The organism is Collinsella aerofaciens ATCC 25986, from assembly GCF_964237925.1.
In the GTDB taxonomy this organism is placed as follows: domain Bacteria; phylum Actinomycetota; class Coriobacteriia; order Coriobacteriales; family Coriobacteriaceae; genus Collinsella; species Collinsella aerofaciens_BJ.
The window spans coordinates 220,362-244,597 of record NZ_CAXSKI010000001.1; the positions used below are offsets into that span (position 1 = coordinate 220,362).

At 61.7% G+C, this 24,236-nt stretch carries 18 protein-coding genes; 6 read left to right on the forward strand and 12 right to left on the reverse strand.

What is annotated here, in order from left to right; translation table 11 throughout:
* Positions 1-114 precede the first annotated feature (114 nt).
* The 5 genes from ACESWY_RS00945 to ACESWY_RS00965 all read right to left on the reverse strand — a co-directional run bounded on the left by ACESWY_RS00945 (position 115) and on the right by ACESWY_RS00965 (position 6,490).
* Entirely contained in the window at positions 115-1,035 is a 921-nt protein-coding gene (locus tag ACESWY_RS00945; RefSeq protein WP_343006488.1) for a PTS system mannose/fructose/sorbose family transporter subunit IID, read from the reverse strand.
* A gap of 16 nt (positions 1,036-1,051) precedes the next feature.
* Positions 1,052-1,870 carry a PTS mannose/fructose/sorbose transporter subunit IIC gene (locus ACESWY_RS00950; RefSeq protein ID WP_271739911.1) on the reverse strand — a complete coding sequence of 273 codons (819 nt, stop codon included), beginning with the start codon at positions 1,868-1,870 and terminating at the stop codon, positions 1,052-1,054.
* Positions 1,871-1,888: 18 nt separating this feature from the next.
* A complete protein-coding gene (locus tag ACESWY_RS00955) occupies positions 1,889-2,878 on the reverse strand; it encodes a PTS sugar transporter subunit IIB (RefSeq protein ID WP_148332486.1) in 990 nt (329 codons plus the stop codon).
* Positions 2,879-3,253: 375 nt separating this feature from the next.
* On the reverse strand, positions 3,254-3,682 hold the full coding sequence (locus tag ACESWY_RS00960; RefSeq protein ID WP_196022362.1) for a hydrogenase maturation nickel metallochaperone HypA/HybF: 429 nt from the start codon (positions 3,680-3,682) through the stop codon (positions 3,254-3,256).
* Positions 3,683-3,712: 30 nt separating this feature from the next.
* The gene (locus ACESWY_RS00965) at positions 3,713-6,490 is read right to left on the reverse strand and encodes an FAD-dependent oxidoreductase (protein WP_373093239.1); all 2,778 of its coding nucleotides are present in this window, start codon (positions 6,488-6,490) and stop codon (positions 3,713-3,715) included.
* 187 nt (positions 6,491-6,677) lie between these two features.
* Here ACESWY_RS00965 and ACESWY_RS00970 point away from each other — a divergent pair, with 187 nt between their 5' ends.
* The 3 genes from ACESWY_RS00970 to ACESWY_RS00980 all read left to right on the forward strand — a co-directional run bounded on the left by ACESWY_RS00970 (position 6,678) and on the right by ACESWY_RS00980 (position 10,150).
* Positions 6,678-7,340, forward strand: a complete 663-nt coding sequence (locus tag ACESWY_RS00970; RefSeq protein ID WP_373093238.1) for a TetR/AcrR family transcriptional regulator — start codon at positions 6,678-6,680, stop codon at positions 7,338-7,340.
* Between the two features lie 63 nt (positions 7,341-7,403).
* On the forward strand, positions 7,404-8,411 hold the full coding sequence (locus tag ACESWY_RS00975) for a DUF5692 family protein (RefSeq protein WP_373093237.1): 1,008 nt from the start codon (positions 7,404-7,406) through the stop codon (positions 8,409-8,411).
* Positions 8,412-8,647: 236 nt separating this feature from the next.
* Positions 8,648-10,150 (forward strand): hypothetical protein, encoded by a 1,503-nt coding sequence (locus tag ACESWY_RS00980; protein WP_373093236.1) that lies wholly within the window; start codon positions 8,648-8,650, stop codon positions 10,148-10,150.
* Between the two features lie 131 nt (positions 10,151-10,281).
* On the opposite strand, the gene ACESWY_RS00985 is transcribed toward ACESWY_RS00980, so the two are convergent.
* Positions 10,282-10,467: a hypothetical protein gene (locus ACESWY_RS00985; protein WP_373093235.1), complete on the reverse strand. Its 186-nt coding sequence runs from the start codon at positions 10,465-10,467 to the stop codon at positions 10,282-10,284.
* Between the two features lie 132 nt (positions 10,468-10,599).
* On the reverse strand, positions 10,600-13,227 hold the full coding sequence (gene clpB, locus ACESWY_RS00990) for an ATP-dependent chaperone ClpB (RefSeq protein WP_138375308.1): 2,628 nt from the start codon (positions 13,225-13,227) through the stop codon (positions 10,600-10,602).
* Positions 13,228-13,695: 468 nt separating this feature from the next.
* Here clpB and ACESWY_RS00995 point away from each other — a divergent pair, with 468 nt between their 5' ends.
* Positions 13,696-14,364 carry a hypothetical protein gene (locus tag ACESWY_RS00995; RefSeq protein WP_373093234.1) on the forward strand — a complete coding sequence of 223 codons (669 nt, stop codon included), beginning with the start codon at positions 13,696-13,698 and terminating at the stop codon, positions 14,362-14,364.
* 272 nt (positions 14,365-14,636) lie between these two features.
* Here the strand turns inward: ACESWY_RS00995 and ACESWY_RS01000 are convergent, their stop codons facing one another.
* Positions 14,637-16,937, reverse strand: a complete 2,301-nt coding sequence (locus tag ACESWY_RS01000; RefSeq protein WP_373093233.1) for a hydratase — start codon at positions 16,935-16,937, stop codon at positions 14,637-14,639.
* A gap of 302 nt (positions 16,938-17,239) precedes the next feature.
* Between ACESWY_RS01000 and ACESWY_RS01005 the strand changes: the two genes are divergently transcribed.
* A complete protein-coding gene (locus ACESWY_RS01005; protein WP_373093232.1) occupies positions 17,240-18,352 on the forward strand; it encodes an IS110 family RNA-guided transposase in 1,113 nt (370 codons plus the stop codon).
* A 520-nt stretch (positions 18,353-18,872) separates the two neighbouring features.
* Here the strand turns inward: ACESWY_RS01005 and ACESWY_RS01010 are convergent.
* The 4 genes from ACESWY_RS01010 to dnaK form a co-directional block, all read right to left on the reverse strand.
* A complete protein-coding gene (locus tag ACESWY_RS01010; RefSeq protein ID WP_006235210.1) occupies positions 18,873-19,289 on the reverse strand; it encodes a heat shock protein transcriptional repressor HspR in 417 nt (138 codons plus the stop codon).
* Positions 19,290-19,361: 72 nt separating this feature from the next.
* Positions 19,362-20,327 (reverse strand): DnaJ C-terminal domain-containing protein, encoded by a 966-nt coding sequence (locus ACESWY_RS01015; RefSeq protein WP_055285310.1) that lies wholly within the window; start codon positions 20,325-20,327, stop codon positions 19,362-19,364.
* A 108-nt stretch (positions 20,328-20,435) separates the two neighbouring features.
* Positions 20,436-21,278 (reverse strand): nucleotide exchange factor GrpE, encoded by an 843-nt coding sequence (locus ACESWY_RS01020; protein WP_349116424.1) that lies wholly within the window; start codon positions 21,276-21,278, stop codon positions 20,436-20,438.
* A gap of 2 nt (positions 21,279-21,280) precedes the next feature.
* A complete protein-coding gene (gene dnaK, locus ACESWY_RS01025; protein WP_006235214.1) occupies positions 21,281-23,173 on the reverse strand; it encodes a molecular chaperone DnaK in 1,893 nt (630 codons plus the stop codon).
* Positions 23,174-23,765: 592 nt separating this feature from the next.
* On the opposite strand from dnaK, the gene ACESWY_RS01030 reads away from it, so the two are divergent.
* Positions 23,766-24,017 (forward strand): ferredoxin family protein, encoded by a 252-nt coding sequence (locus ACESWY_RS01030; protein ID WP_158564522.1) that lies wholly within the window; start codon positions 23,766-23,768, stop codon positions 24,015-24,017.
* Positions 24,018-24,236: the final 219 nt, after the last annotated feature.

The following is a 24,236-nucleotide window of genomic DNA, read 5'->3' on the forward strand; positions in this document are numbered from 1 at the left end:
CTCGCCCTCCAAATAAAACAATCGGACCGCATCCAGTGTACCCACCGGGTGCGGTCCGTTTCAATGGCTCAAAAGCCCTTGCCTAGCAACTCTCGGTCTTAAGCCGAAGCGTGCTTACATGAAGCCGCAGACGCGACCGATGATGCCGACGGCGAAGAGAGCCAGGATGATGACGATCGGGCTGACCTTCTTCTTGAGGAGCTTGCAGACCAGCAGGGTCAGGCACACGGCGGCAAGGCCGGGGATGAGCTGATCGAGGTTAGCCTGAAGCGTGGTGACCTTCACCTGATCAAGGGCGTTAGCACCGATGGAGTTATACATCGTCAGTGCTTCCTTGACACCCTCAGAACCGGAGGGCAGATTAGCCCAGTCGATAAAGGCGCCAGCAGACTGCGTGACCTTGGAGACGACCGGGGTGAAGGAGATGGACACCCAGCGCTCGACCAGGGCGCCGATGATGAACATACCCAGGATGGAAGCACCCTCGGTGACCTTGCCCATCAGACCGCCGGAGAGGTCCTTGGCGATGGAGGAGCCGACCTTGTAGCCAAACTCCTGCGTGTACCACAGGAAGGCGTAACGGATGATGTTCCACGCGAAGAAGAACAGCAGCGGACCGGCGATGCTGCCGGACAGGGCCATGGAAGCGCCCAGAGCGCCCAGAATCGGGCGAAGGGTGAACCAGAAGGCAGGGTCGCCGACGCCGGCGAGCGGGCCCATCATACCGACCTTGACGCCCTGGATGGCGACGTCGTCGATCGGAGCACCGTTGGCGCGCTCCTCCTCGAGGGCGAGGGTAACGCCAATGACGGGGGCGGAAACATAGGGGTGGGTGTTATAGAACTCCAGGTGGCGCTTAAGAGCGGCAATCTGGTCATCCTTGCTGGTGTAGAGCTTCTTGATCGCAGGGATCATTGCGAAGCACCAGCCGCCGTTCTGCATACGCTCGTAGTTCCACGAGCCCTGAAGGAACTGATGACGGAAGCAAACCTTCTTGCGGTCAGCCTTGGTGAGCTGAATCTTGTTCTCTGCCATATGTATCACTCCCCTCCTACTCGTAATCGTTCAGAATATCGCCGAGCGGGTCGCCGGAGCCACCGCCCATGCCGCCACCCTGCTTGGCCAGATCCTTAAGGCCAAGGTAGATGAGGGCAAGGGAGATACCGATGAGGCCAAGGGCGATCAGCGTGAGCTGAGGGATCGCAGCAAGGACAAAGCCGAGGATGAAGAACGGCCAGGTCTCCTTGGTGGCCATCATGTTGATGACCATGGCGTAACCGACGGAAGCGACCATGCCGCCGCCGACAGCCATGCCGCCGGACAGCCAGTCGGGCATAGCGTTAAGCGCGTTGGTAACTGCCTCGGCCGGGATGATGCACAGAAGTACTGCCGGGATGGCGATACGAAGGCCCTGCATAAGGATGGCAATGTACTGCCAACGCTCGATGCCGGCGAAGTCGCCCTTCTCGGCGCAACCGTCCATGGCGTGAGCGATAGCGGTAGCCAGGGTACGGCAGATCATGGTCAGGAACAGACCAGCGACCGACAGCGGGACAGCGACGGCGATAGCGGCGGTAACGGCCTTCGACGGATCGGTAGCGCCGCCGTTGAGGGCGAGCACCATGATGATCGAAGAGGCGACCGAGGCCAGAGCGGCGTCAGGCGCGACGGCGGCGCCGACGTTAGCCCAGCCAAGGGCCATCATCTGGAGCGAACCGCCCAGGAGGATGCCCTCCTGAAGGTGACCGGTTACGAGACCGATAAGCGTGCATGCCACGAGCGGCTGATGGAACTGGAACTCATCCAGAATGCCTTCCATACCGGCAAGCAACGCGACAATCGCAACAAGCAGAATAGTGATTGCAGACATGTATCGGACCCTCCTTTACTATGCTTGAGCGGCCAGTTCGGCCTTAGCTTTCTTCAACATGGCGTCGAGATCCTCGGAGGAATCCGAAGGAACCTTGCGGACCTCGAACTTGACGCCCTTAGCCTTGAGGGCCTCGAGAGTCTTGACGTCGTCATCGCCCATGGCGACGGCGTTGGTGACGACGACCTTGCCCTTGGAGTGAGCCATGGAACCGATGTTGACTTCCTTGATGTCGACGCCGGCCTCGATGGCCTTGAGCAGATCCTGCGGGTTCTCGAAGAGCAGCATGGCCTTGGTGTCACCAAAGCGCGTGTCCTTGACGACCTCGGCCATCTTCTTGATGGGCACGACGTTGGCATGGACTCCCGGAGGGGCAGCCTGCTCGATCATGGTCTTGCGGAGCTCGTCGTGAGCAACGCCGTCGGAAACCACGATGATGCGGTTGGGGTTGATCTGCTTGGTCCACGTGGTGGCCACCTGACCATGCAGCAGACGGGTGTCGATACGGACGTGGGCGATCTTGATGTGCCCGTCGCCGATGACCGTTCCCGGAGGGATGGCGCCTGCAGGAGCAGCAGCGGCCGCAGCCGGCTTCTTCTCCTCGGGCTCCAGAGACTCGGGCTTGACGCGCACGCCAGCCTTAGCCTCAGTCACGAGATGTTTTGCGATCGCATGTGCAGTGTTCTTTGCATCAAAGCGCTGCGAATATGCCTCGATGAGCATAGGCAGGTTGACACCGGTGACGATAGCCCAGGAATCGTGGCCCTCGATGAGCCCGCTGATCTGGTTGAACGGCGTGCCGCCCCACAGATCAACGAGGAAGAGCACCTGCTCCTGGTCCTCGAAGGAAGCGACTGCTTCCTCGACCTTGGCACGGAAGTCGTCGGGGCCCATGCTCGGCTCGAGCGAGACCACGGCTACAGACGGCTGATCGCCAAAGACCATCGAGCCCGTCTGCTTGATTCCAGCTGCCAAGTCCCCGTGGCTAGCAAGAACAATACTTACCATCACATAACCTCCTTTTTGTCTACGTATTCCCTACACGACATTAAGGAAGTATACCTGTTTAGTTTGTGGAATTATCGCTAAATTTGCAAAAGGTTGCATTATTTGTTTAAACGTCTAGGTTTGTTACAAGTTGATTACGTTGCTGGTTTTTCACTCATTACCCGCCAAGGCGCCGCTCATCAAGCCGTGCATTTTACAGATACAAGCAGGCTGTTCATTAATATCGATTTTGGCAAGCGCGAATGCGCTTGTACTGCCGCTATTTTGTTTAAACAGACATGACTTGACTGTTATCGTGACTTATGTTCTAGCGCAAGTAGTCATTGGGGACGTTCTTGTTTGACTAGTCGTTTAAGAACGTCCCCAACGACCAAGTTAGGCGATGTGGAGGGGGTTGGCGGCGTCGACGGCATCGGGGGCTTCAGAAGGGCCATCGGGGGCAGCGCCTGCCGGGTCCTCGTCGGGGGTCTCGATCTGCTTGATCATGACCTCCTGGCCCTGCAGCAGGTATGTCTCGCCGCTGCCGCAATGGGGGCAGGTCTTGCCGTGCTCGACCGTCGCGTAGTCGCAGCCGCACGCCTCGCAATGCGTCACGGCCTCGACAGGCTCCACAATAAGCTCCGCACCCTCGGTGATGGACTTTTTATCTGCCGCCCAGCGCCAAGCGTCGAGCAGCAAGTCGGGAACGACGCCCGAGACCTCGCCCAGCAGCAATGTCACGCTCGAGACGCGACGCACGCCATTGGCACGCGCCACGTTCTCAACATCGCGAATGATGTGGTAAACGATTCCGAGCTCGTGCACTTTTTCCTCCGCCGTTCCCGTTATGACTACTTACTTGCGACCGAACTTGATTTTGATTGCGCGTTTCAAAGCGTACTTACCCAGACTGGGGAGCTTTTGCTCGTATTTGACCATCGTGGAGCACTCGGGGCGGTCGCGATCCAGATGGATGGCGTCGAACGCGCACTTGGTGGTGCACAGGCCGCAGCCGATGCACTTGTTGGGGTCGACGATCGAGGCACCGCAACCCAGGCAACGGGCGGTCTCGGCGCGCACCTGCTCTTCGGTAAAGGTCTCGACGTACTCGCTAAACGGCGCGGCCTTCTCGCGCTCGCGGTCCACGTGGGCAGCCTCGCGGCTCGCGTTGTCGTAGCTCTCGATCACGACATCGTCGCGGTCGAGCGCGGTATAGCGGCGCTGGTTGCGGCCGATGGTGAGCGTGGAGCCCGGCTGCACAAAGCGATGGATGGACACGGCGGCCTCGTGACCGGCGGCGATGGCGTCGATGGCAAAGCTCGGACCGGTATAGACGTCGCCGCCCACAAAGATGTCGGGCTCGGCAGTCTGATAGGTCTGGAGATCGGCAAGAGCACCCTGGCCGCGGCCAAGCTCCACCTTGGAGCCAGCCAACAGGTCGCCCCACACAATGGACTGGCCAATCGACATGACGACACGGTCGGCATCGACACGACGCAGATCGTTCTCGTCGTACTCGGGCGCAAACCGGCCCTCGTCGTCAAAGACGCGCGTGCAGCGCTTGAAGGTGATACCGCACACACGACCGGCCTCGTCCAGGTGAACCTCCTTGGGACCCCAGCCGCAGCTGATGTGAGCGCCGTCCTCAACGGCCTCGCGACGCTCCTCCTCGCTGGCGGGCATCTGGGCCTCGCTCTCCAGGCAGAACATCTCGACGTGCTCGGAACCCAAACGGCAGGCGTTGCGCGCGACATCGATAGCCACGTTGCCGCCGCCCACCACGATGGTGCGGCCGGGCAGCGCGTCGATCTTGCCGCTGTTGACCTCGCGCAAAAAGTCGACGGCCACGGTCACGTCCTCGGCATCCTCGCCCGGAATGCCGGCAAGGCGGCCGCCCTGGCAGCCAATGGCCACGTAGAAGGCCTTAAAGCCCTGCGCGCGCAGCTCGTCGAGCGTCACATCGCGGCCGACCTCCACGCCATAGCGGAACTCGGCACCCATCAGGCGAATGATCTCGACCTCGGCCTCGATAACGTCCTTCTCCAGCTTAAAGCTGGGAATACCGTAGGTGAGCATACCGCCCGGGCGCTCGTTCTTCTCGAACACGACAGGCTTGTAGCCCTTCTCGGCCAGGTAGAAAGCGCAGGACAGGCCGGCGGGACCGGCACCGATGATGGCGATCTTCTGATCGAAGCCGCCAGCGCGCGTCGGCGTCACCACGGGCGGGACATAGCGGGTCGCGGCATCAAGATCGCGCTGGGCGATGAACTTCTTGACCTCGTCGATAGCCACGGCGGCGTCCACACGGCCGCGGGTGCAGGCGTCCTCGCAGCGGCGGTTGCACACACGGCCGCAGATGGCGGGCAGCGGGTTCTCGCGCTTAATGAGTGCTAGGGCCTCGTCATAGCGGCCCTGAGCCGCGAGCTTCAGATAGCCCTGAACGGCAACGTGCGCGGGGCAGGCCGTCTTGCAGGGCGCGGTGCCGGACTCGTGCGTCTCGATGCGGTTGTCGTTGCGGTAGTTGGGCGACCACTTGGTGTGGTCCCACTTGGTGGCATCGGGCAGCTCCTGGCGCGGATACTCGGGCACCCGTCCGCCCGCCTTTTTGCTGCAGAGCTTCTGGCCCAGCTTGGCGGCGCCGGCCGGACACACCTCAACGCAGCGACCGCAGGCCACGCACTTGTCCTTCTCGACCTTGGCGACATAGGCCGAGCGCGACAGGTTGGGCGTGTTGAACAGCTGCGAGGTGCGCAGGGCGTAGCACACGTTGACGTTGCAGTTGCAGATGGCGAAGATCTTGTTCTCGCCGTCAATGTTGGTGATCTGGTGCACAAAGCCGTTGTCCTCGGCCTGGCGCAGGATGTCGTAGACCTCGTCGCGGGTCACGTAATGGCCACGATCGGTCTCGACCACGTAGTCGGCCATATCGCCCACGGCGATGCACCAATCGGCCGGGTCGTCGGCGCAGCCCTCGCCCATCACGCGACGGCTTGCGCGGCAGCTGCAGGTGCTGGCGGCATACTTACCCTCGTATTTGTCGAGCCAGTGCTCGATATGCTCAATAGGCACCGAGGTGCTCGCGGCATCGATGGCCTTCTCGACCGGAATGACGTGCATGCCGATGCCGGCGCCTCCGGGCGGCACCATCGGCGTGGCCTTGGACAGCGGACCCTTGGATGCCTGTTCAAAGAACTTGGCGTAGACCGGATGCTCATCGAGCTGGCTCACGCGCATGTTGAGGAACTCGGCAGAACCCGGCACCAGCATGGGCAGGACCCACTGCTTGGCGCGCTCGGGGTTTTCCCAGTTATACTCGAGCAGACCCGTGTAGCTCATGTCGTCGAGCATCTTTTCGATATCGGCCTCGGGCATGCCGGTGAGCTTGACCATCTCGGGCAGCGTATAGGGACGGCGCATCTTCATCTTGCAGAGCACTTCGGCTTGCTCGTCAGTCGCGGCCTCGGCAAACGACCAGTACTCGTAGCCCAGCAGCTCGTCGCGATGCAGCAGGCGGTTAGTGCAGTGCTCGCACAGCTTGACGATGGCCTCGCGCGGATGCTCCGGCAGCGGCGGCACAAACTCCGCACCGATATCGGGCTCGGTGTAGCTAATCCCCGGTCCGTTGAGAATCATAGTCGTCCCTTCTCTTGCCGCAACCTGGCAGGCACGCAGCGCCCCTCTTTTTACGGGCTCGACATGCCCCCACGCCGTTCACCCGTTATTGTTGACATTGTGTCAAAAACAGTATTGACGAACCGTCAACAATATTCAAGACTGTTAGGCGAACGATCAGGCAAAAGAGGATGAAAGGCGGCAAAACATGAGCAACAACACAGCAGATACCTCTGTAGTCGATGCCGTCCCCGCATCCGATAGCGCGGCAAAGCGCTTGACGGGCGACGAACGCCGTCGCGAGATCCTCGCCGCCGTGCGCACCGTAAGCTCTGAGCTGGGCGTGTCGCATCTATCGGTATCGGCCGTGACCAAACGAGCCGGCTGCACGCGCTCGCTCTTCTACCACTACTTCGCCGACATGGACGCCGCTGTCACCGCTGTTATGGACGAGGCGATCGACGGTTTCATCTCCGAGCTCGAGCAGTGGAATGCCAACCGCACCGTCGGCGATATCGAGGGCGCGCTCGACACCGTCGCCCCGCTCTTTAAGCGTCTGGTCGCCAGCGGTCACGAGCTGCCGAGTACACTCACCTCAAGCAGCGGCGCGCTCTACGGCGGCTTTCTGCACAACGTGGTTCAGCGCGTGGCTCAGTACATCTGCGACACCACCGTGGTGGATTTTGTCGCCCATCACGAGCTGCGCATCGACCATGTCTACGAAACGTTCTACACCCTCATCATGGGGTTGTTGATGTATATCCGCACGCACCCCGATGTGCCCGACGAGACGGTCAAGGAAATCATCGCCTCGACACTCCACATCGAGGGCTATACCGCCAAGTATCCGGAGCGCATGCCCCAGAACTGACGACATTTGGCCAAACTGCCCGCGATCAGAAGAGGGGCCGCGGGCGTGTGAAAGGAGAGCAGCATGCTGTTCGATGTTTGGGGTAGCGATGCCCTTATCCACTGGGCCGGCTGGGCCATGGTCTTTATTGGCCTGATCGTGCTCAACGAGGTCGGCCGCCGCACCAAGCTGGGCGCGGCAATCATCTTTGGCGTGGCTCCGTTGGCCATGACCATCTACTGCGTCGCTATCGCCATCGGCGTCTCACAGGGCGCCGAGTGGGCGCTCACCAACCCCACCCATGTGTACCAGAACAGCTGGTTCCACTACGCCAAGGTATACGCGGCGCTGGCCGGTTGCTGGGGCTTCATTGCCATTAAGTACCAGTGGGGCAAGATCGGCAAGGCGCATTGGTTCCGCGCATGGCCGTTTGTGATCGTCGCCATCAACATCATGATCGCCGTCGTGTCCGACTTCGAGAGCGCCTATCACTTCTTTGTCCTGGGCCAGTCCACCTGGGTCACCTCCGAAGGTGCTACGCAGCTGGCCGGCTGGAACAACGTGTTCAACGGCATCGCCGGCATCATCAACATCTTCTGCATGACCGGTTGGTGGAGCGTCTACGCCTCCGAGGATCAGACCGATATGCTGTGGCCCGACATGACCTGGGTCTACATCATCGCCTACGATATCTGGAACTTCTGCTACACCTACAACTGCCTGCCCACCCACTCCTGGTTCTGCGGCTTTGCGCTGCTGCTGGCGCCCACCGTCGCCGCCTTTATCTGGAACAAGGGCGGCTGGATCCAGAACCGCGCCTTCACGCTGGCCATTTGGTGCATGTTTGCCCAGGTGTTCCCGTACTTCCAGGAGGAGTCCATCTTTGTGACGCACTCCACGCTCGACCCCGGCGCCGCAACCGCGGTCTCGATTGCCGCGCTGATCGCCAACGTCGCCGCAATCATCTACATCGCCTACCGTGCCAAGAAGCTCGGCCGCAACCCCTACAAGCAGGATGTCTTTGAGGGCACCAGCGATTGGGAGAAGGCTACCGCTCGCCGCGCCAAGGTGGATTACGCGCACGCCGAGTAACATGTTGGTCGCTGTTGGCGCCTGGGCATAGGCCCGCTCGCCAGATTTTCAATCCAATGTCTCGCAGAGCCCCCGGAAAGCGTTTCGCTCGCTTTTCGGGGGCTTTTGTCGTTGCGTCTCTATTCATCTATTCAAAAACATGCGCATATATAAAATCGGGTTTCAAATCATGCGGCGGCTCTATGGGGTCCCGTTTTTGGGTACAGTGTTGTCCCGATATTGAGCTTGGGGGATATATGAAAGATGAGACGATGGGCCAAGAGGATGCGGCCCAAGATGCAGAAGCGTGTGCCGAGGCCCTGGAGAGCCTAGACCGGATTTCGCTTGACGATGTTGCGTTTGACGATTCGAGCGTTGATGTGCAGGATGAGCCGGAAATCGAGGCACAGCCCGATGATCAGGATGCAAAAGACGATGGCGCCGCGCCCACCGAAGACGGGGCGGGGCACGAGGATTCCGAATGCGAGGCCGACGACCAGCCCGAATCCGACACGAACGAGGAAACCATCTTGCTCGACAACTTGCCGGCCGAAGATTCGCTGACCCGCGAGCTCCCTGGCTTAGGCTCTGCGCCTGCCGTGGACGAGACCATCGCCATGGGCGATATTCCCCTGCCGTCCGTTCCTTCGGCACGCGAAGCCGAGGTTCGTCATCGTAAGATGTCGCCCAAGCGCCGCAACCTGATGGTTGCCGGCGTTGTGGCCGTCGCGCTCGTCGCCGGCGGCGCAGGCTATGCTGCCTGGAACGGATATCAGCAAGAGCAGGCTGCCGTACTTGCCGCAAACGCCCATACCATGATGTCGGTGCAGATTGGCGTGCATGCCGCGGGCCTCGACTGCTCAACTGGCTCCAAGATTCCCGTGCAGGTGAGCGGGCAGGATTCCGACGGTTCTTCCGTGAGCGAAACGCTCTACGTTGACGAGCACGGTCGCGGCATTAAGCTGCTGCCCGGCGATTACACGTTCTCCATCGCTGGGTCCCCCATCGCAGCCGACGGTACCATTTACACCGTGCCGGCCACCAAGGCGCAGGTCAGCATAAAGAGCGACGGGCAGGACCTGAGCGCTCAGGCATCCTTTAAGCTTAAGGTACCTTCGGCAGACACGGTGACCGACGACCAGATCGATGCCGCGGCCAAATATGCCGAGAAAGGCGGTTGCAGCTCTGCCGCGGCCGCCAAGATACTTCAGCAGGCAGCAACCGCTCGCCGTGATGCCGCCGCTAACGCCGTGAACGCGAGCGAAGCGCAGGCCGCGCGCGATGCCGATGCTCGGCATAAGGCGACGGATCTGTATCAGCTCGATATCCCCGTCGAGTGGTACGGTAAGGTTGCTACCTGGCAAAACGGCAGCACGCTGTGTATCTATCTGGGCGATGACGCCAATACGCCAATCGTGACGCTTGTCGCCGTGCGCGACGGCGAGACCTTTACGCCCGACGATGGCGATACGGTTTTGGGCACGGTCAGCCTAGGCAACGGCTACACCGTCTACGCCAGCGGCCCTGTCTATCCGTACGTGATTCCTCAAACCATCAACGGGCGCACGCAGGACCCCGTGTCGACCTACCCCATGGATACGGCGATTGAGCTTGTCGAACTCACGACCGGCAACCGCTACACATACAGCCAGATCAAAAACGACCTGGTCGGTAAAGACGGCAAGGCAGACGCCGCGACCAAACTCGAGACCGACTACCTCGCCCAGATTCTCCTGCCGAGCATCAAAGCCCAGGACTAGCCGACCCGAAGGCAGCCGCCCAACACCCCATCCCTAACGCAGTTGCGGTGAAATAGGGACTGTTTTTGCTGGTCAAACCGCAAAACAATCCCTATTTCACCGCAACTTATTGGTGGCCTTTTGGGTGGCACTCAGCGCCACGGATCGGCTTCGAACATCGGCTCGCGCTCGGGGCGGCGATCGCTGTAGGGATCGTAGCCGTCGTCGTCCTCGTTCTCGGCACGGATGTAGGGGTCGCGCGGCTTGGGTGCCGGCTTAGGCGCAGGCTTGGGTGCGGCATCGGTCGCCGGCGTGTTTGTCTTGCTCTTGTCTATCATCTGCATATCTCCTTGCCATGTACTCACGTTCAACAACATCGATTGTCGCACGAAAAAGGGCGGCGGACCCATTGGATCCGCCGCCCTTGGCGTTTAGAGACGGCTGGCAGATTTTAAGGCATGGCCCAAAACCTACTCGGCGTCGGGGACCTCGTAGGTGGCCGCCGGCGTGTTGTCGCACACGACGGTAAAGCCGCCGTCCTTGTCGACATCGACCGTCACCTGATCGCCCTCACGCACCGTGCCATCGATGATAGCGGCGGCGATGGCATCCACGACCTCGCGCTGAACCAGACGCTTGAGCGGACGGGCGCCAAAGACCGGGTCCAAGCCGCCCACGGCGAGCATCTGCTTGGCCGCCGGGGTGATGGCAAGCGTCATGCGCTCCTTGGCCAGACGCGCGCGGACGTCGGCGAGCTGGATGTCGACGATCTTCTCGATCTGCGCCATGCCGAGCGGATGGAACACCACGATATCGTCGATACGGTTGAGAAACTCGGGGCGGAAGGTCTGAGCCATGGCCGCGTCGACCTGATGGCGCATCTCCTCCTCGTCCTTGCCGGAAAGCTCAGCGATAGCCTTGGAGCCCACGTTAGACGTCATGATGATGATCGTGTTCTTGAAGGACACCTGGCGACCCTGGCCATCGGTCAGGCGGCCGTCATCAAGCACCTGCAACAGCACGTTAAAGACATCCGGATGAGCCTTCTCCATCTCGTCGAGCAAGATCACAGAGTACGGACGACGGCGCACGGCCTCGGTGAGCTGACCGCCCTCGTCGTAGCCCACGTATCCCGGGGGCGCACCAATCAGACGCTGGACGCTGAACTTCTCCATATACTCGGACATGTCGATACGCACGAGCGCGCGCTCGTCATCGAACAGGCACTCGGCAAGCGCCTTTGCGAGCTCGGTCTTGCCCACGCCAGTGGGGCCCAGGAAGAAGAAGCTGCCGATGGGCTTGTCCGGATCGGAGAGGCCCGCACGGCTGCGACGCACGGCCGCGGCGACAGCGGAGACCGCCTCGTCCTGGCCGATGACGCGCTTGTGCAGCTCGCCCTCCAGGCCCTTGAGCTTGTCGAGCTCGCCCTGCATCATCTTGGACACGGGCACACCGGTCCAGGCGCTCACGACCTCGGCGATCTCATCGGAGGTCACCTGTTCGTTGAGGCCCTCGCCGTCCTGCTGCTTTTGTGCCTCGAGCGCAGCCTCGGAATCCTGAATCTGCTGTTGCAGACCCGGAATCACGGAGTAGCGCAGCTCGGACGCACGACCCAAATCGCCGTTGCGCGTCGCACGCTCCTCTTCGCTCTTGGCCTCATCGAGCTGGCCCTTGAGCTCCTGCACGTGGTCGATGGCGTTCTTCTGGTTGAGCCAGCCGGCCTTTTGCACGTTGAGCTTTTCCTGAACCTCGGCAATCTCCTGGCGCAAGGCCTCCAGACGCTCCTTGGAAGCGTCGTCGGTCTCCTTCATGAGTGCCTGCTCCTCGATCTGCAGCTGGGTGAGCTGACGCGTGGTGGCATCGATCTCGACCGGCATGCTGTCGAGCTCCATGCGCAGGCGGCTTGCCGCCTCATCGACCAGGTCGATGGCCTTGTCGGGCAGGAAACGGTCGGCGATGTAGCGATCGGAGAGGTCGGCAGCTGCCACGAGCGCGCTATCGGTGATATGCACGCCGTGGAAGATCTCGTACTTCTCCTTCAAGCCACGCAGGATCGAAATGGTGTCCTCGACGGTGGGCTCGCTGACCATCACGGTCTGGAAACGACGGGCGAGCGCCGCGTCCTTCTCGATGTACTTGCGGTATTCGTCGAGCGTGGTCGCGCCGATCGCATGCAGGTCGCCACGGGCGAGCGCAGGCTTGAGGATGTTGCCGGCGTCCATGGAGCCCTCGGTGGCACCCGCGCCCACGATGGTGTGGAGCTCATCGATGAACAGGATGACCTTGCCTTCCGATTTTTGCACTTCCTTGAGCACGGCCTTCAAGCGGTCCTCGAACTCACCACGGTACTTGGCGCCGGCGACCAGCGCGCTCATGTCGAGCTCGATGAGGTCGCGGTCGCGCAGGGTGCTCGGCACGTCGCCGGCCACGATACGCTGGGCGATGCCCTCGACGATGGCAGTTTTACCCACGCCCGGCTCGCCGATGAGCACGGGGTTGTTCTTGGTGCGACGGGACAGGACCTGGATGGTACGACGAATCTCGTCGGTACGGCCGATGACAGGGTCGAGCTTGCCGGCGCGGGCAAGATCGCAGATGTTGCGTCCGTACTGCTCCAGCGCCTCAAACTGGGTCTTGTCCTCGGCAGACGTCACGCGGTCATCGCCACGCAGCTCCTCGTAGACCTGCTCGATGCGCTCCTTGGTGACGCCTGCGTCGCGCAGAACGCGGCCCGCCTCGCCCTTGTCCTCGGCAAGTGCCATCAGCAGATGCTCGGTCACCACAAAGCTGTCGCCCATCTTGGTGGCCTTTTTCTCGGCCTTCTCGATGACGCGGACAAGCTCATTGGAAAGACCCATCTGCTGACCCTCGCCCGAAACCTTGGGCGCGTGGTCGATGGCATCCTGTGTGGAACGTGCGAGCTGAGCTGGGTCGGCACCGATGCGCTCGATAATCACGGAGATATTGCGTTCGCCGGCACCGAGCAGGGCAGACAGCAGGTGGATCGGCTCCACCGCGCCGGCCTGCGCATCGGCAGCCGTGCTCATGGCGGTCTGCAGCGCCTCGCGCGACGTCATTGCTAGCTTATCGATTCTCATGGAATCACCTCTCTTGGGGCGGCCGCCCTACGGGGCGGCTTCACGTTGTTCGAGAAGTATTGTTGCCAGCTTTGTACGATCTTATACACAAATCTAAGTCTCTATATATAAGATTTTCTGAGTGATTGATGGATAGGGTACTGAGATGTCAGCCCGCCGCTGCCCAGGCGCACTACCGTCTCGATCTGTAACATCTAGCAGCCATTTTTGATCCTAGATGTTACAGATCGAGAGAAAATGACCAGCGGCAACCGTTTGTCTCAATCTGTAACATCTAATCGGCAAATTAGGGTCTAACTGTTACAGATCGAGACAAACCGAGAATCACCACAAAGGGGACAGGCACCTTTGCGGTGATTCTCGGTTTCGACGGCCAGCTGTCACACGTTATGAGATTAAAATTGAATTGTTAGCTGAGATTATTCATTTGTCATCGAGCTTGCCTGCTCTTTGTCTCGAGGAGCGCATATGAAGCCGCCTCATTCCACCGGTCGCAACGTCATCGCCATTCTCGCCATACCCATCGTTATGCTCTTCCTTATCGTCGCCACGCCCTTTTCCCTTGGCATCGCCTCGCCCTTCGATTTATGCGGAATGGTCGACGCCGGCTCGCGTGCCACCTCGCTCTCCTTTATCTGTCGCGGCGTGTTTTACGAAGATGGAATTCCCACCGGAATTTGGCGGTCAAAGTTACCGCTGCTCGATCAGATCGACGGACGATCTCCTTATTTCTGCCTTGAACCTCAGGCGATGAATTATTTGATCGACGACCAGCCCCTCGACTCCATCACCCTCGCTTACGGCTATGCTCCAAACACCGACGAGCGCCACATGAACCAAGTCCTCGATAAGCTACTTGGGCAGTGCGGGCTCACCGAGGAGGCCGGTCGAACCATCTATAGCAACCAGAAATTAAAGCGAACAGAACTCCGCCGTGTCGGAAAAATCAAAGGGCGAAACGGGGCCGCCTACTGGGATGCCTGGGCAACACGCGACAAGGGCGAATTCGGACACAGCACCTATATGGTCACTGTCTACACCAAAGACGGAATTAAGGACAATGTTGACGATTTCGCGTCATCCAAACTCGGCATCCCCAAAACAACCAAACCCGCCAACCCAGATGAAATCCTGTAGAGGTGCTTATTGGAATGTCGCTCAACGTGCGCACCGACATTGAGCTCACCCCCGCCACCACAAAGGTGCCTGTCCCCTTTGTGGTGGTTTTCGACAAAAAGAAGCCGCCCCATTAACAGAGGCGGCATCAACCAAGTCTATTTATTAGCGTCCTTCAAGACCCAACGAGAACGCAAAAATGTAGCCCGGGGCTTACCCTTTCCCGAACGCGACCCTCGCGAAGCGCGTGAGCGGGCGGGAAAGGGTAAGCCCCGGGCGGACAATTAAGTGCGTTACTCGGCAGCGGCCTTGAACTTGTTATAGTTGATCAGGCAGCCGGCCTTGACGATGGCACGCTCCTCTGCCGTCATATCGGCAATGTATAGCTCAATCTGCTCGACCGTGCCGTCGGCGCGCACCACGTAGGCGGCGATGTCCTTCAGGTCGCCGTCGAGCGCGGCACGGATACCCGGCACAAAGACGTAGTCGCCCACCTCAAAGTTGGGCTCCGCCTCCATCTGGAAGGGCACCATGCCCCAGTTCATCACGTTGGAGCGATAGCGCTTGGTGGCGTACTCGTGGACGATGTTGGCCAGGCCGCCAATTACGCGCTGGCAGCTCGCGGCCTGCTCGCGGGCGGAACCGTCACCGGGCTTCTTGGCATAGAGCATGGAGCCGTACTCGGTCGCCTTGGCGTCGGCAGCGACACCCGCGCCGGCCAGCGCCTCAAACACGCCGGCAAGCTCGGCATCGAGCGCGGCCAAGTCGCCTGCTGCCTCGCCGGCAACGCGGCGCTTCTCCACGGCGTCGACCTCCTTGGAACGGCCCACGTAGGCCGGATCGCGGCGGCTGAGCGTAAACTCGGCCAGGCCCAGCGGGTTGGAGCGGAAGGAGCTCGTCTCGCCCGAGGGAATGAGCTCGTCGGTCGTGGTGACCGGGTCCATGATCTTGGAGCACACCTTGAGCAGGATATCGTCGCCGAGAGGCTCCATCGCGGGCCACGGCTTGATATTGGGACCCTCGACCAGCTCGTCGGCAGGCTCCGCCTTGCCAAAGCCCCAGTACACACGCTTTTTGTACGGCGCGTCGTCAAAGGTGTACTCGCAGGCCTCGTCCCAAGTGTCCTCGGGCAGGTCGGTCGCCGGCGTCAGGACGCCGCCGTTGGCAGCCGTCGCCGCAATGGAGCGAGCGTCCATCAGGGCCACGGCGCTCAGCTGGCCATTGCCCGGCTTGGAACCCTCGCGGTTGGGGAAGTTGCGCGTGGTGTGGCGGATGGACAGGCCGTTGTTGGCGGGTGTGTCGCCGGCGCCGAAGCACGGGCCGCAGAATGCCGTGCGCACGATCGCGCCGGCCTCCATAAGGTCGTAGATATAGCCGCGGCGTGTAAGCTCGAGTGCCACGGGCTGGCTCGTGGGATAGACCGACAGCGAGAACTCGCCGCAGCCGGTGTTGGCGCCCTTGAGCACGCGGGCAGCCTGGACCACGGAGTCGTAGTTGCCGCCCGAGCAGCCGGCGATAACGCCCTGCTGCACGTGCAGCTTGCCGTCGACGATCTTGTCGAGCAGGCTAAAGCGCGTCTTGCCCTCGCCGATCTTGGCGGCCTCGAGCTCCACCTCGTGCAGGATGTCCTCGAGGTTCTCGTTGAGCTCGTCGATCTCAAAGCCGTTGGAAGGATGGAACGGCAGCGCGATCATGGGCTTGATGCTCGACAGATCGACCTCGACGCAGCCGTCGTAGTAGGCGACATCGGCGGGCTTGAGCTCGCGGTAGTCGTCCCCGCGGCCGTGCATGGTCAAAAACGCGTGCGTGTCCTCGTCGGTGGCCCAGATGCTCGACAGACAGGTGGTCTCGGTGGTCATGACGTCGACGCCGTTGCGGTAGTCGGTCGTCATGCTCGCGATACCCGGGCCCACGAACTCCATGACCTTGTTCTTAACGTAGCCCTTGGCAAAGACGGCGCGGATGATAGCGAGTGCCACGTCGTGTGGGCCAACGCCGGGGCGCGGGGTACCCGTGAGGTAGATGGCGACAACGCCGGGATAGGCAACATCGTAGGTGTCACGCAGCAGCTGCTTTGCCAGCTCGCCGCCGCCCTCGCCCACGGCCATGGTGCCTAGGGCGCCGTAGCGGGTGTGCGAGTCGGAGCCCAAGATCATCTTGCCGCAACCGGCGAAGTTCTCACGCATAAAGGAGTGGATGACGGCGATGTGCGGCGGGACGAAAATGCCGCCGTACTTCTTGGCAGCCGAAAGGCCAAAGACGTGGTCGTCCTCGTTGATGGTGCCACCCACGGCGCACAGCGAGTTATGGCAGTTGGTGAGCACGTAAGGCAGCGGGAACTGCTCCATGCCCGAGGCGCGCGCCGTCTGGATGATGCCGACAAAGGTGATGTCGTGGCTCGCCATGGCATCGAAGCGAATCTTGAGCGCCTCGGGGTCTCCGGACGTATTGTGTGCCTGGAGGATCGAATACGCGATGGTGCCACGCTTGGCATCCTCGGGTGTCTGCGTAATACCGCGCTCGGCAGCCTCGGCCGCAGGCACAACCTCGCTGCCGCCGCGCAGGTAGATGCCGTCCTCGTACAGCTTAACCATACTGTCTCCCACTCTGCCCAAAAGATTTGGGCGCATAGCATACATTCGTTCAATATCGTGCCATAGAACGGTTGCCAGCGGGTTACGAATCTCGGCGTTCACTTTATCTCAGTAAAGCACAGGGCGAGCACCTTGCATCACTCTTCTGACAAGGAGTGTCCCAAAGTGCCGGCACAGACGATATGAGCAGGACATAAAAACATTGAGAGCCCCTGCTGCATGAAAGACCGCGGATTAGGCCGACAATGGTGAGTGTCTAATCCAACCGTGGCGGCCACGCCGCATTCATGGAAGGGGCTCCCATGCTCGATACTACCACCTTCATCGGCCTCGACGTCCACGCCCGCTCGATAAAGGCCGTCTCCCTCGACGTCATGACCGGGGAGGTACGTGCCGCGACCTTCGGCTACGACGCCGGCGCCGTCGCGGAGTGGGTCCGTTCCATGGACCCCAGGGCCAGGTGCGTGTACGAGTCCGGGGTCACGGGCTTCGACCTGCAGAAGAGGCTTTCCGGCCTGGGGGTCGACTGCGCGGTCGGCGCCGTCTCGAAGATGATCAAGCCCAGCGCGGACAGGCGCAGGAAGAACGACCGCAACGACGCCGAGTTCCTCGCCCGCATGCTGTCGGTCGGCAACGTGGTCGAGGTGTGGGTCCCCGACGACGAGTGCGAGGCCGCCCGCGACCTGACCAGGGCGCTCGAGGACGCGAGGGACGACCTCTCGCGCTCGAAGCAGCGGCTCTCCAAGTTCCTGCTCAGGCACGGGCTCGTCTTCGACGAGAGGACGCCCACCGGCCGCAGGAAGGGCAACTGGACCCGGGCGCACTGGTCCTGGATCGAGTCGATAAGGTTCGCGGAGAGGGCCGACAACGACGTGCTCGCCTACTACGTCGACGCGGTCAGGCGGGCGGCGGAGGAGAAGGCGAGGCTCGAGGGGCTCGTCGAGGCCGAGGCCCGCAAGCCCAGGTGGAGGAAGAGGGTCGACTCCCTCCGCTGCCTCAAGGGCGTAGACACCGCGTCCGCCGCCGACCTCGTGTTCGAGGCCGGCGAGTTCTCGAGGTTCAGGAACGCCCGCTCGTTCGCGGCGTGGGTCGGCCTGACGCCCTCCGAGCACTCCAGCGGGGAGAGCGACCGCAGGGGCTCGATCACCAAGGCCGGCAACAAGCACCTGAGGAAGACGCTGGTCGAGGCCGCGTGGCACTACCTGACGTGCTCGGGGCGGCCGAAGGACCTCGCCAAGGGCCAGGCCCCGGACCGGGGCGCCCGGAGGCATGCCGCCAAGGGCGTGCGGAGGCTGGTCGAGAGGCGGGAGGCGCTGCTCGCGCGCGGGGTCCACGGCAACAAGGCGAACGTGGCCACGGCGCGCGAGCTCGCCTGCTGGGTATGGGCGGTCGGCCTCATGGCCGAGGAGGCGTAGGGGGGGCGGTCCCCCGCACATAAGCCGATCATCCCGGAAGCGGTTCGATCCGAAGCCGTTGAGGCGAACCTCAGGTCCCTTTTCTGCGAGCGCCCAGGGCGCCACACGCGTGCACAGACTGTCGGTTCGACGTAGAAGCCTCAGCCGTAGCAACGGATTGCCCAGCGAGAGATCGCCGCGGGCGGATATTAAACTGCAAAGACGAGCGTCGGTAAGACACGCCGAGGTCGCCGCGGACGGGCTGATATAGGGAGAGGGCCTGACCCCATATCGTTGGGGCCAGGCCCGATTTTGCCTCTTGGCAATGTCCTGCTCATATTAAAAGGAACGTCCCCAAGTGCCAGCCAAAGCGACGTCGCAGGTTGAGGACGGACAGCGAGCGACGTCCAGAGCGAACAAGTTGGCATGAAAAAGGCAAGGCATAGACCTTCTGGTCATGCCTTGCCTTTTGAATGACAAATTGTCGCTCTGGACGTCGCGCAGCGTCGAGCCGTTACGCCGTTCGGCAGAACGGCGTAACCTAGAGATCCCCGCCTGCGCCCAAAAGTTTGCGCATGACCTGTTCGGGGTTAACCGAGCCGTCGCGCGGGGCCAGAGCGGTGATCTTCTTCTGCATCTTGTACTCGTGCAGCTCGTCCTCGAGCTGGCGCACGCGAGCACGGAGCTTTTCGTTTTCGCGCTCACGCTCCTCGGCACGCTCCTTCATATCGAGGATGCGCACCACGCCAGCGAGGTTGATGCCCTCGTCGGTCAACTGGTTGATGAGCTCCAGGCGCTCGATATCGGCACGCGAATACAGGCGCGTGTTGCCGCCCGAGCGCTGGGGGTTCACCAGGCCCTTGGATTCGTAGACGCGCAGAGTCTGCGGATGCATGCCGGTCAGCTCGGCCGCCACGCTGATCATGTACAGCGGTTTGTTCCTATTGTCCTCGGCCATGCTACCTGACCCCTTTCCGTCTCGTTATCGTCCATCATAAGCCCGCGGGCGCGGGCGTGTGCCGCGACCGCCCTAGTACGTCGCCTTGTAACGGTTGACCTTCTCGCGGTAGTCGCGCGTATCGGCCTCGCGCAGCTTGGTCATCGCGTCGCGCTCGTCATCAGACAGGTTCGTGGGAACCTGCACCTTGATCTCGACGAGCAGCGCGCCCGTGCGGCCACGGTGTTTAACGTCGGGCGCGCCCATCTCTTTAAAACGGAACTTCTTGCCCGTCTGGGTACCCGCGGGCACCTTCAAACGGACCGTCGCCCCGCCGGGCGTCGGCACGTCCACCGTGCAGCCGAGCGCCGCCTCATAGACCGAGACCGGCACCTCCATGGTCACGTCGGCACCCTTGCGCTTAAACAGCGGGTGCTCCTCCACGTGCGTGGTCACGACCAGGTCGCCGCGCTCGCCGCCGGCAACGCCATACTCGCCGCGACGCTTGTAACGCAGCTTGCCGCCGTCGACCGCGCCTGCAGGCACCGAGACCGTAATGGTCTGCTGTTCGCCTGTCGAGGGAATGCGATAGGTGACCTTGTGCGTCACGCCGCGAAACGCGTCCTCGGCCGTCACATCGACGGTCAGCGACAGGTCGCCGCCCTTGCGAGCGCGGCTGCGCCCCGCGCCGGCACCGGCAGCGCCCGCAGCCCCGGCAAAGCCCGAGCCCCAATCGCTGCCCCAGGCGCCGTTGCCGCTAAAGATGCTGTCGAAGATATCGCCCCAGCCGCTGGCGCCCGCGCCGGCACCGTAGCCGCCGCCATACGCGCCGCCCGCGCCCGGCATGCCGCCGAACATGAGCATCTGGTCGTACTCTTTGCGCTTCTTCTCGTCCGAAAGCGTCTCGTAGGCCTCGCTGATCTCCTTGAACTTGGCCTCGTCGCCGCCGGCATCGGGGTGATATTTTTGCGCGAGCTTGCGAAACGCGCTCTTGATCTCTTTGTCGGAGGCGCTCTTGGATACGCCCAGGATGTCATAGAAGGTTTTGCCTGCAGCCATCGTAGCTCCTCTCCTGTTACGTCCGCCGCCCATGCAGACGACGGCTCATGCTTTCATATGGCACTAGGTCAGAAAGGGCCCCGGGTGTTGCCCCGGGGCCCTTCTCAATTACTCCTCGGTGCTCTCGGCCGTATCGGCCGCAGCATCCTCGGGCGCCGCTTCGGGCTCCGGTGCGGGGCGCTTCTCGCCGCCGTAGGTCACCGTCACCATCGCGGAACGCAGAATACGATCTGCCATGCGGTAGCCCTTCTGGTACACGTCGTTGACGGTCTCGTCGTACTGCGATGCGTCCTCGACGCGACCCACAGCCTGGTGCTCGAGCGGATCGAACGCCTCGCCCTTGGGGTCGATGGGCTCAACGCCCTCGTGCGCGAACACGTCGAGCAGCTTGGCATGAACCGCGTCAACGCCATCGACGAACTGCTTAAAGTCGTCGGAAAGCTCTTGGCTGCGGGCATGGTCGATCGCGCGCTCGATATCGTCGATCACCGGCAACAGCGCGGTGACAAGCTTCTCGGTCGCGCGCTCGCGCTCGGCGATACGCTCATTGGCGGTGCGGCGACGGAAGTTCTCCCAGTCGGCCTGCAGACGGGCGGTGCGCTCGGTGGCGTCCTTTGCCTTGTCCTCGGCGGCCTTCTGAGCCTCTGCCGCAGCATCGAGCTCGTTGCGCACGTCGGCAAGCTCTTTCTGAGCCTGCTCGAACTTGAGCTTAAAGTCGTTGTCGGCGGCTTCCTCACCGGCGCGGATAGCGGCTTCCACCATCTCGTCCTCGGTCATCGTCGCCTCCTTGTTGGAATCCTCTACTTGGTTCTCGGCAGCCTCGGCGGCCGGGGCCTCGTTGGCCTCGGTAACGTCTGCGGCCTCTACGGGAATCTTCACGTCCTTCTCCTCAGAGTCAACGGGGGCGGCACCAACGGCGGCCGCCTCCGTGCGAGCTTTACGAGCGGACATGATTACTTGTCCTCATCGTCCACAACCTCGTAGTCGGCATCGACGACGTCATCGTCGGCAGGCTGGGCGCCGGCGGCACCGTCGGTCTGCTGCTGAGCGTCGGCGTAGACAACCTGAGCCAGCTCGTAGGCCACAGACTGCAGGGACTCGCCGGCGGCCTTGATGGCCTCGACGTCAGAGCCCTCGAGCGCCTTCTTGGCGTCGGCGATAGCGGCCTCGGCCTTGGACTTCACGTCGGCGGAAACCTTGTCGCCCAGCTCGTTGAGGGTCTGCTCGGTGGAGTAGCACAGGCTGTCGGTCTGGTTGCGGACCTCGACCTCTTCCTTCTGCTTCTTGTCCTCCTCGGCATGAGCCTCGGCGTCCTTGACCATACGATCGACTTCGTCGTCGGAAAGCGCGGTGGAGCCGGAAATGGTGATCTGCTGCTCCTTGCCGGTGCCCTTGTCCTTAGCGGAGACCTTGACGATGCCGTTGGCGTCGATGTCGAAGGTGACCTCGATCTGCGGCACGCCGCGGCGGGCAGCCGGGATACCGGTCAGCTGGAACTTACCGAGCGACTTGTTGTCGCGGGCAAGCTCGCGCTCGCCCTGGAGCACGTTGATCTCGACGCTGGTCTGGTTGTCGGCAGCGGTGGAGTAGACCTCGGTCTTGGAGGTCGGGATCGTGGTGTTGCGGTCGATCATCTTGGTCATGATGCCGCCCATGGTCTCGACGCCCAGCGACAGCGGGGTAACGTCGAGCAGCAGGATGCCCTCGACGTCGCCGGTGAGCACGCCGCCCTGGACGGCAGCGCCGTCGGCAACGACCTCGTCGGGGTTCACGGACATGTTGGGCTGCTTGCCGGTCATGGTCTTGACGAGCTCCTGGACGGCGGGCATACGGGTGGAGCCGCCGACGAGGATGACCTCGGTCAGATCGGAGAGCTTGAGCTTAGCGTCGCGCAGGGCGTTGGTGACAGGCTGCTTGCAGCGCTCGAGCAGGTCGCGGGTGATCTTCTCGAACTCGGCGCGGGTCAGCGTGTAGTTGAGGTGCAGCGGGCCGGACTGGTTCATGGTGATGAACGGTAGGTTGATGGTGGTCTGCTGGGCGGCGGAGAGCTCCTTCTTGGCGTTCTCGGCGGCCTCCTTCAGACGCTGCAGGGCCATGGGGTCCTGACGCAGGTCGACACCGTTCTCCTGCTGGAACTTATCGGCCATCCAGTCGATGACGCGCTGATCCCAGTCGTCGCCGCCCAGGTGGTTGTCGCCCGAGGTGGACAGAACCTCAAACACGCCGTCGGCGAGGTCGAGGATGGAGACATCGAAGGTGCCGCCGCCCAGGTCGAAGACCAGAATGCGCTGGTCGGTGCCCTGCTTGTCCAGGCCATAGGCCAAAGCAGCAGCGGTCGGCTCGTTGACGATACGCTTGACGTTGAGGCCGGCGATCTTGCCGGCGTCCTTGGTGGCCTGACGCTGGGCGTCGTTGAAGTAGGCCGGGACGGTGATGACGGCGTCGGTGACGGTCTCGCCCAGATACTTCTCGGCGTCGGCCTTCATCTTCGCGAGCGTCATGGCGCTCACCTGCTCGGCGGTGTAGTCCTTGCCCTCGATGTCGACGACGGCACGGCCGCCCTGGCCCTCCTTGACCTCATACGGCACGGTCTTGATCTCGGAGGTGCACTCGGAGTACTTGCGGCCCATGAAGCGCTTGATGGAGAACACGGTGTTCTTGGGGTTGGTGACAGCCTGGTTCTTAGCGGCCTTACCAACGACGCGGTCGCCGTCGGCACGGAAGCCCACAACGGACGGGGTGGTGCGGTCGCCCTCGGCGTTCACGATAATGGTCGGAGAACCGCCCTCGAGGACGGCCATTGCGGAGTTAGTAGTACCAAGGTCGATACCAAGAATCTTGCCCATTAGAAATTCCCTCTCTCTTGTGCGTTTGCACCGACTCGGCGGTCTGCCGCGTGGCGCTTCGGCTTGTCTTTCAGGATGTAGTGTATCCCCTTATGGGCCGGAATATACAAAATCTAAGTCAATTCATATAAGATTTCTTATTGCTGAGAGTTTAGGTTCTTAAATGCGCAGGTAGACGCACTGTTTGAGTTCTCGGCAAATCTATCGAGATCTATGTAGAGATGGCTGAGGTTTGCGTCCGGGGGTGCCTGGGGGCCGTCTTGCGGAAAGCTCATCCCGGTTTGAGCGTGGATTCCGGGTCGCAGTTTCCGTCTGAAGGCTCAACCGGAAACCGTATCCCGTTTTGAGAGCTGATACCGGCTCGCATTTTCCGCTAGCGGGCCTAACCGGAAACTGCAACCCGTTTTTCGACAAAATAATGGGATGCGGTTTCCGCAAGCACGCTCAATCGCCCTATATTTCAAGTCACCTTTAGCTAACATTTATGCAGCTCAACGGCCCCACCTGCGCGTTTTTTAGTAAACCTTGGCATACTCGGCGAACGGTATGAAGATGCCGGCCAGAGGGTATTGCAAACGGTCGCTCCCGTGGTATGTTTTTGCCCGAATCAAACCGGCGCGCATCGCCTGTAGCGTCGGTCAACAGAGAGGAAACTACCATGGCTCATCCCGTAATTGATGCCGACGAGTGCATCGCTTGTGGCGTTTGCGTCGACTCCTGCCCCGCTGGCGTTCTGGAGCTCCAGGACGTCGCTACCGTCGCTGACGAGGACTCCTGCGTCGCCTGTGGCGCTTGCCAGGACGCTTGCCCCGCTGGCGCGATCACCGAGATCGTCGAGGAGTAACAACTCCCCCACTTGCACACTCAAAAGTACACCGTGCACAAAAAAGGAGGCTTCCGCATCGCCGCGGAGGCCTCCTTTTGCATATGTGGGCAGCTAATTTGGAGCGGGACCCTTGGCAGTTGCGGTGGAATAGTTCCTGTTTGGGGGTGCGGACGATTTCTTGGACCGCGCCTAGGCGTATCCAAGCTTCCTGCGGTACTCCATCGGGCTCAGCCACCC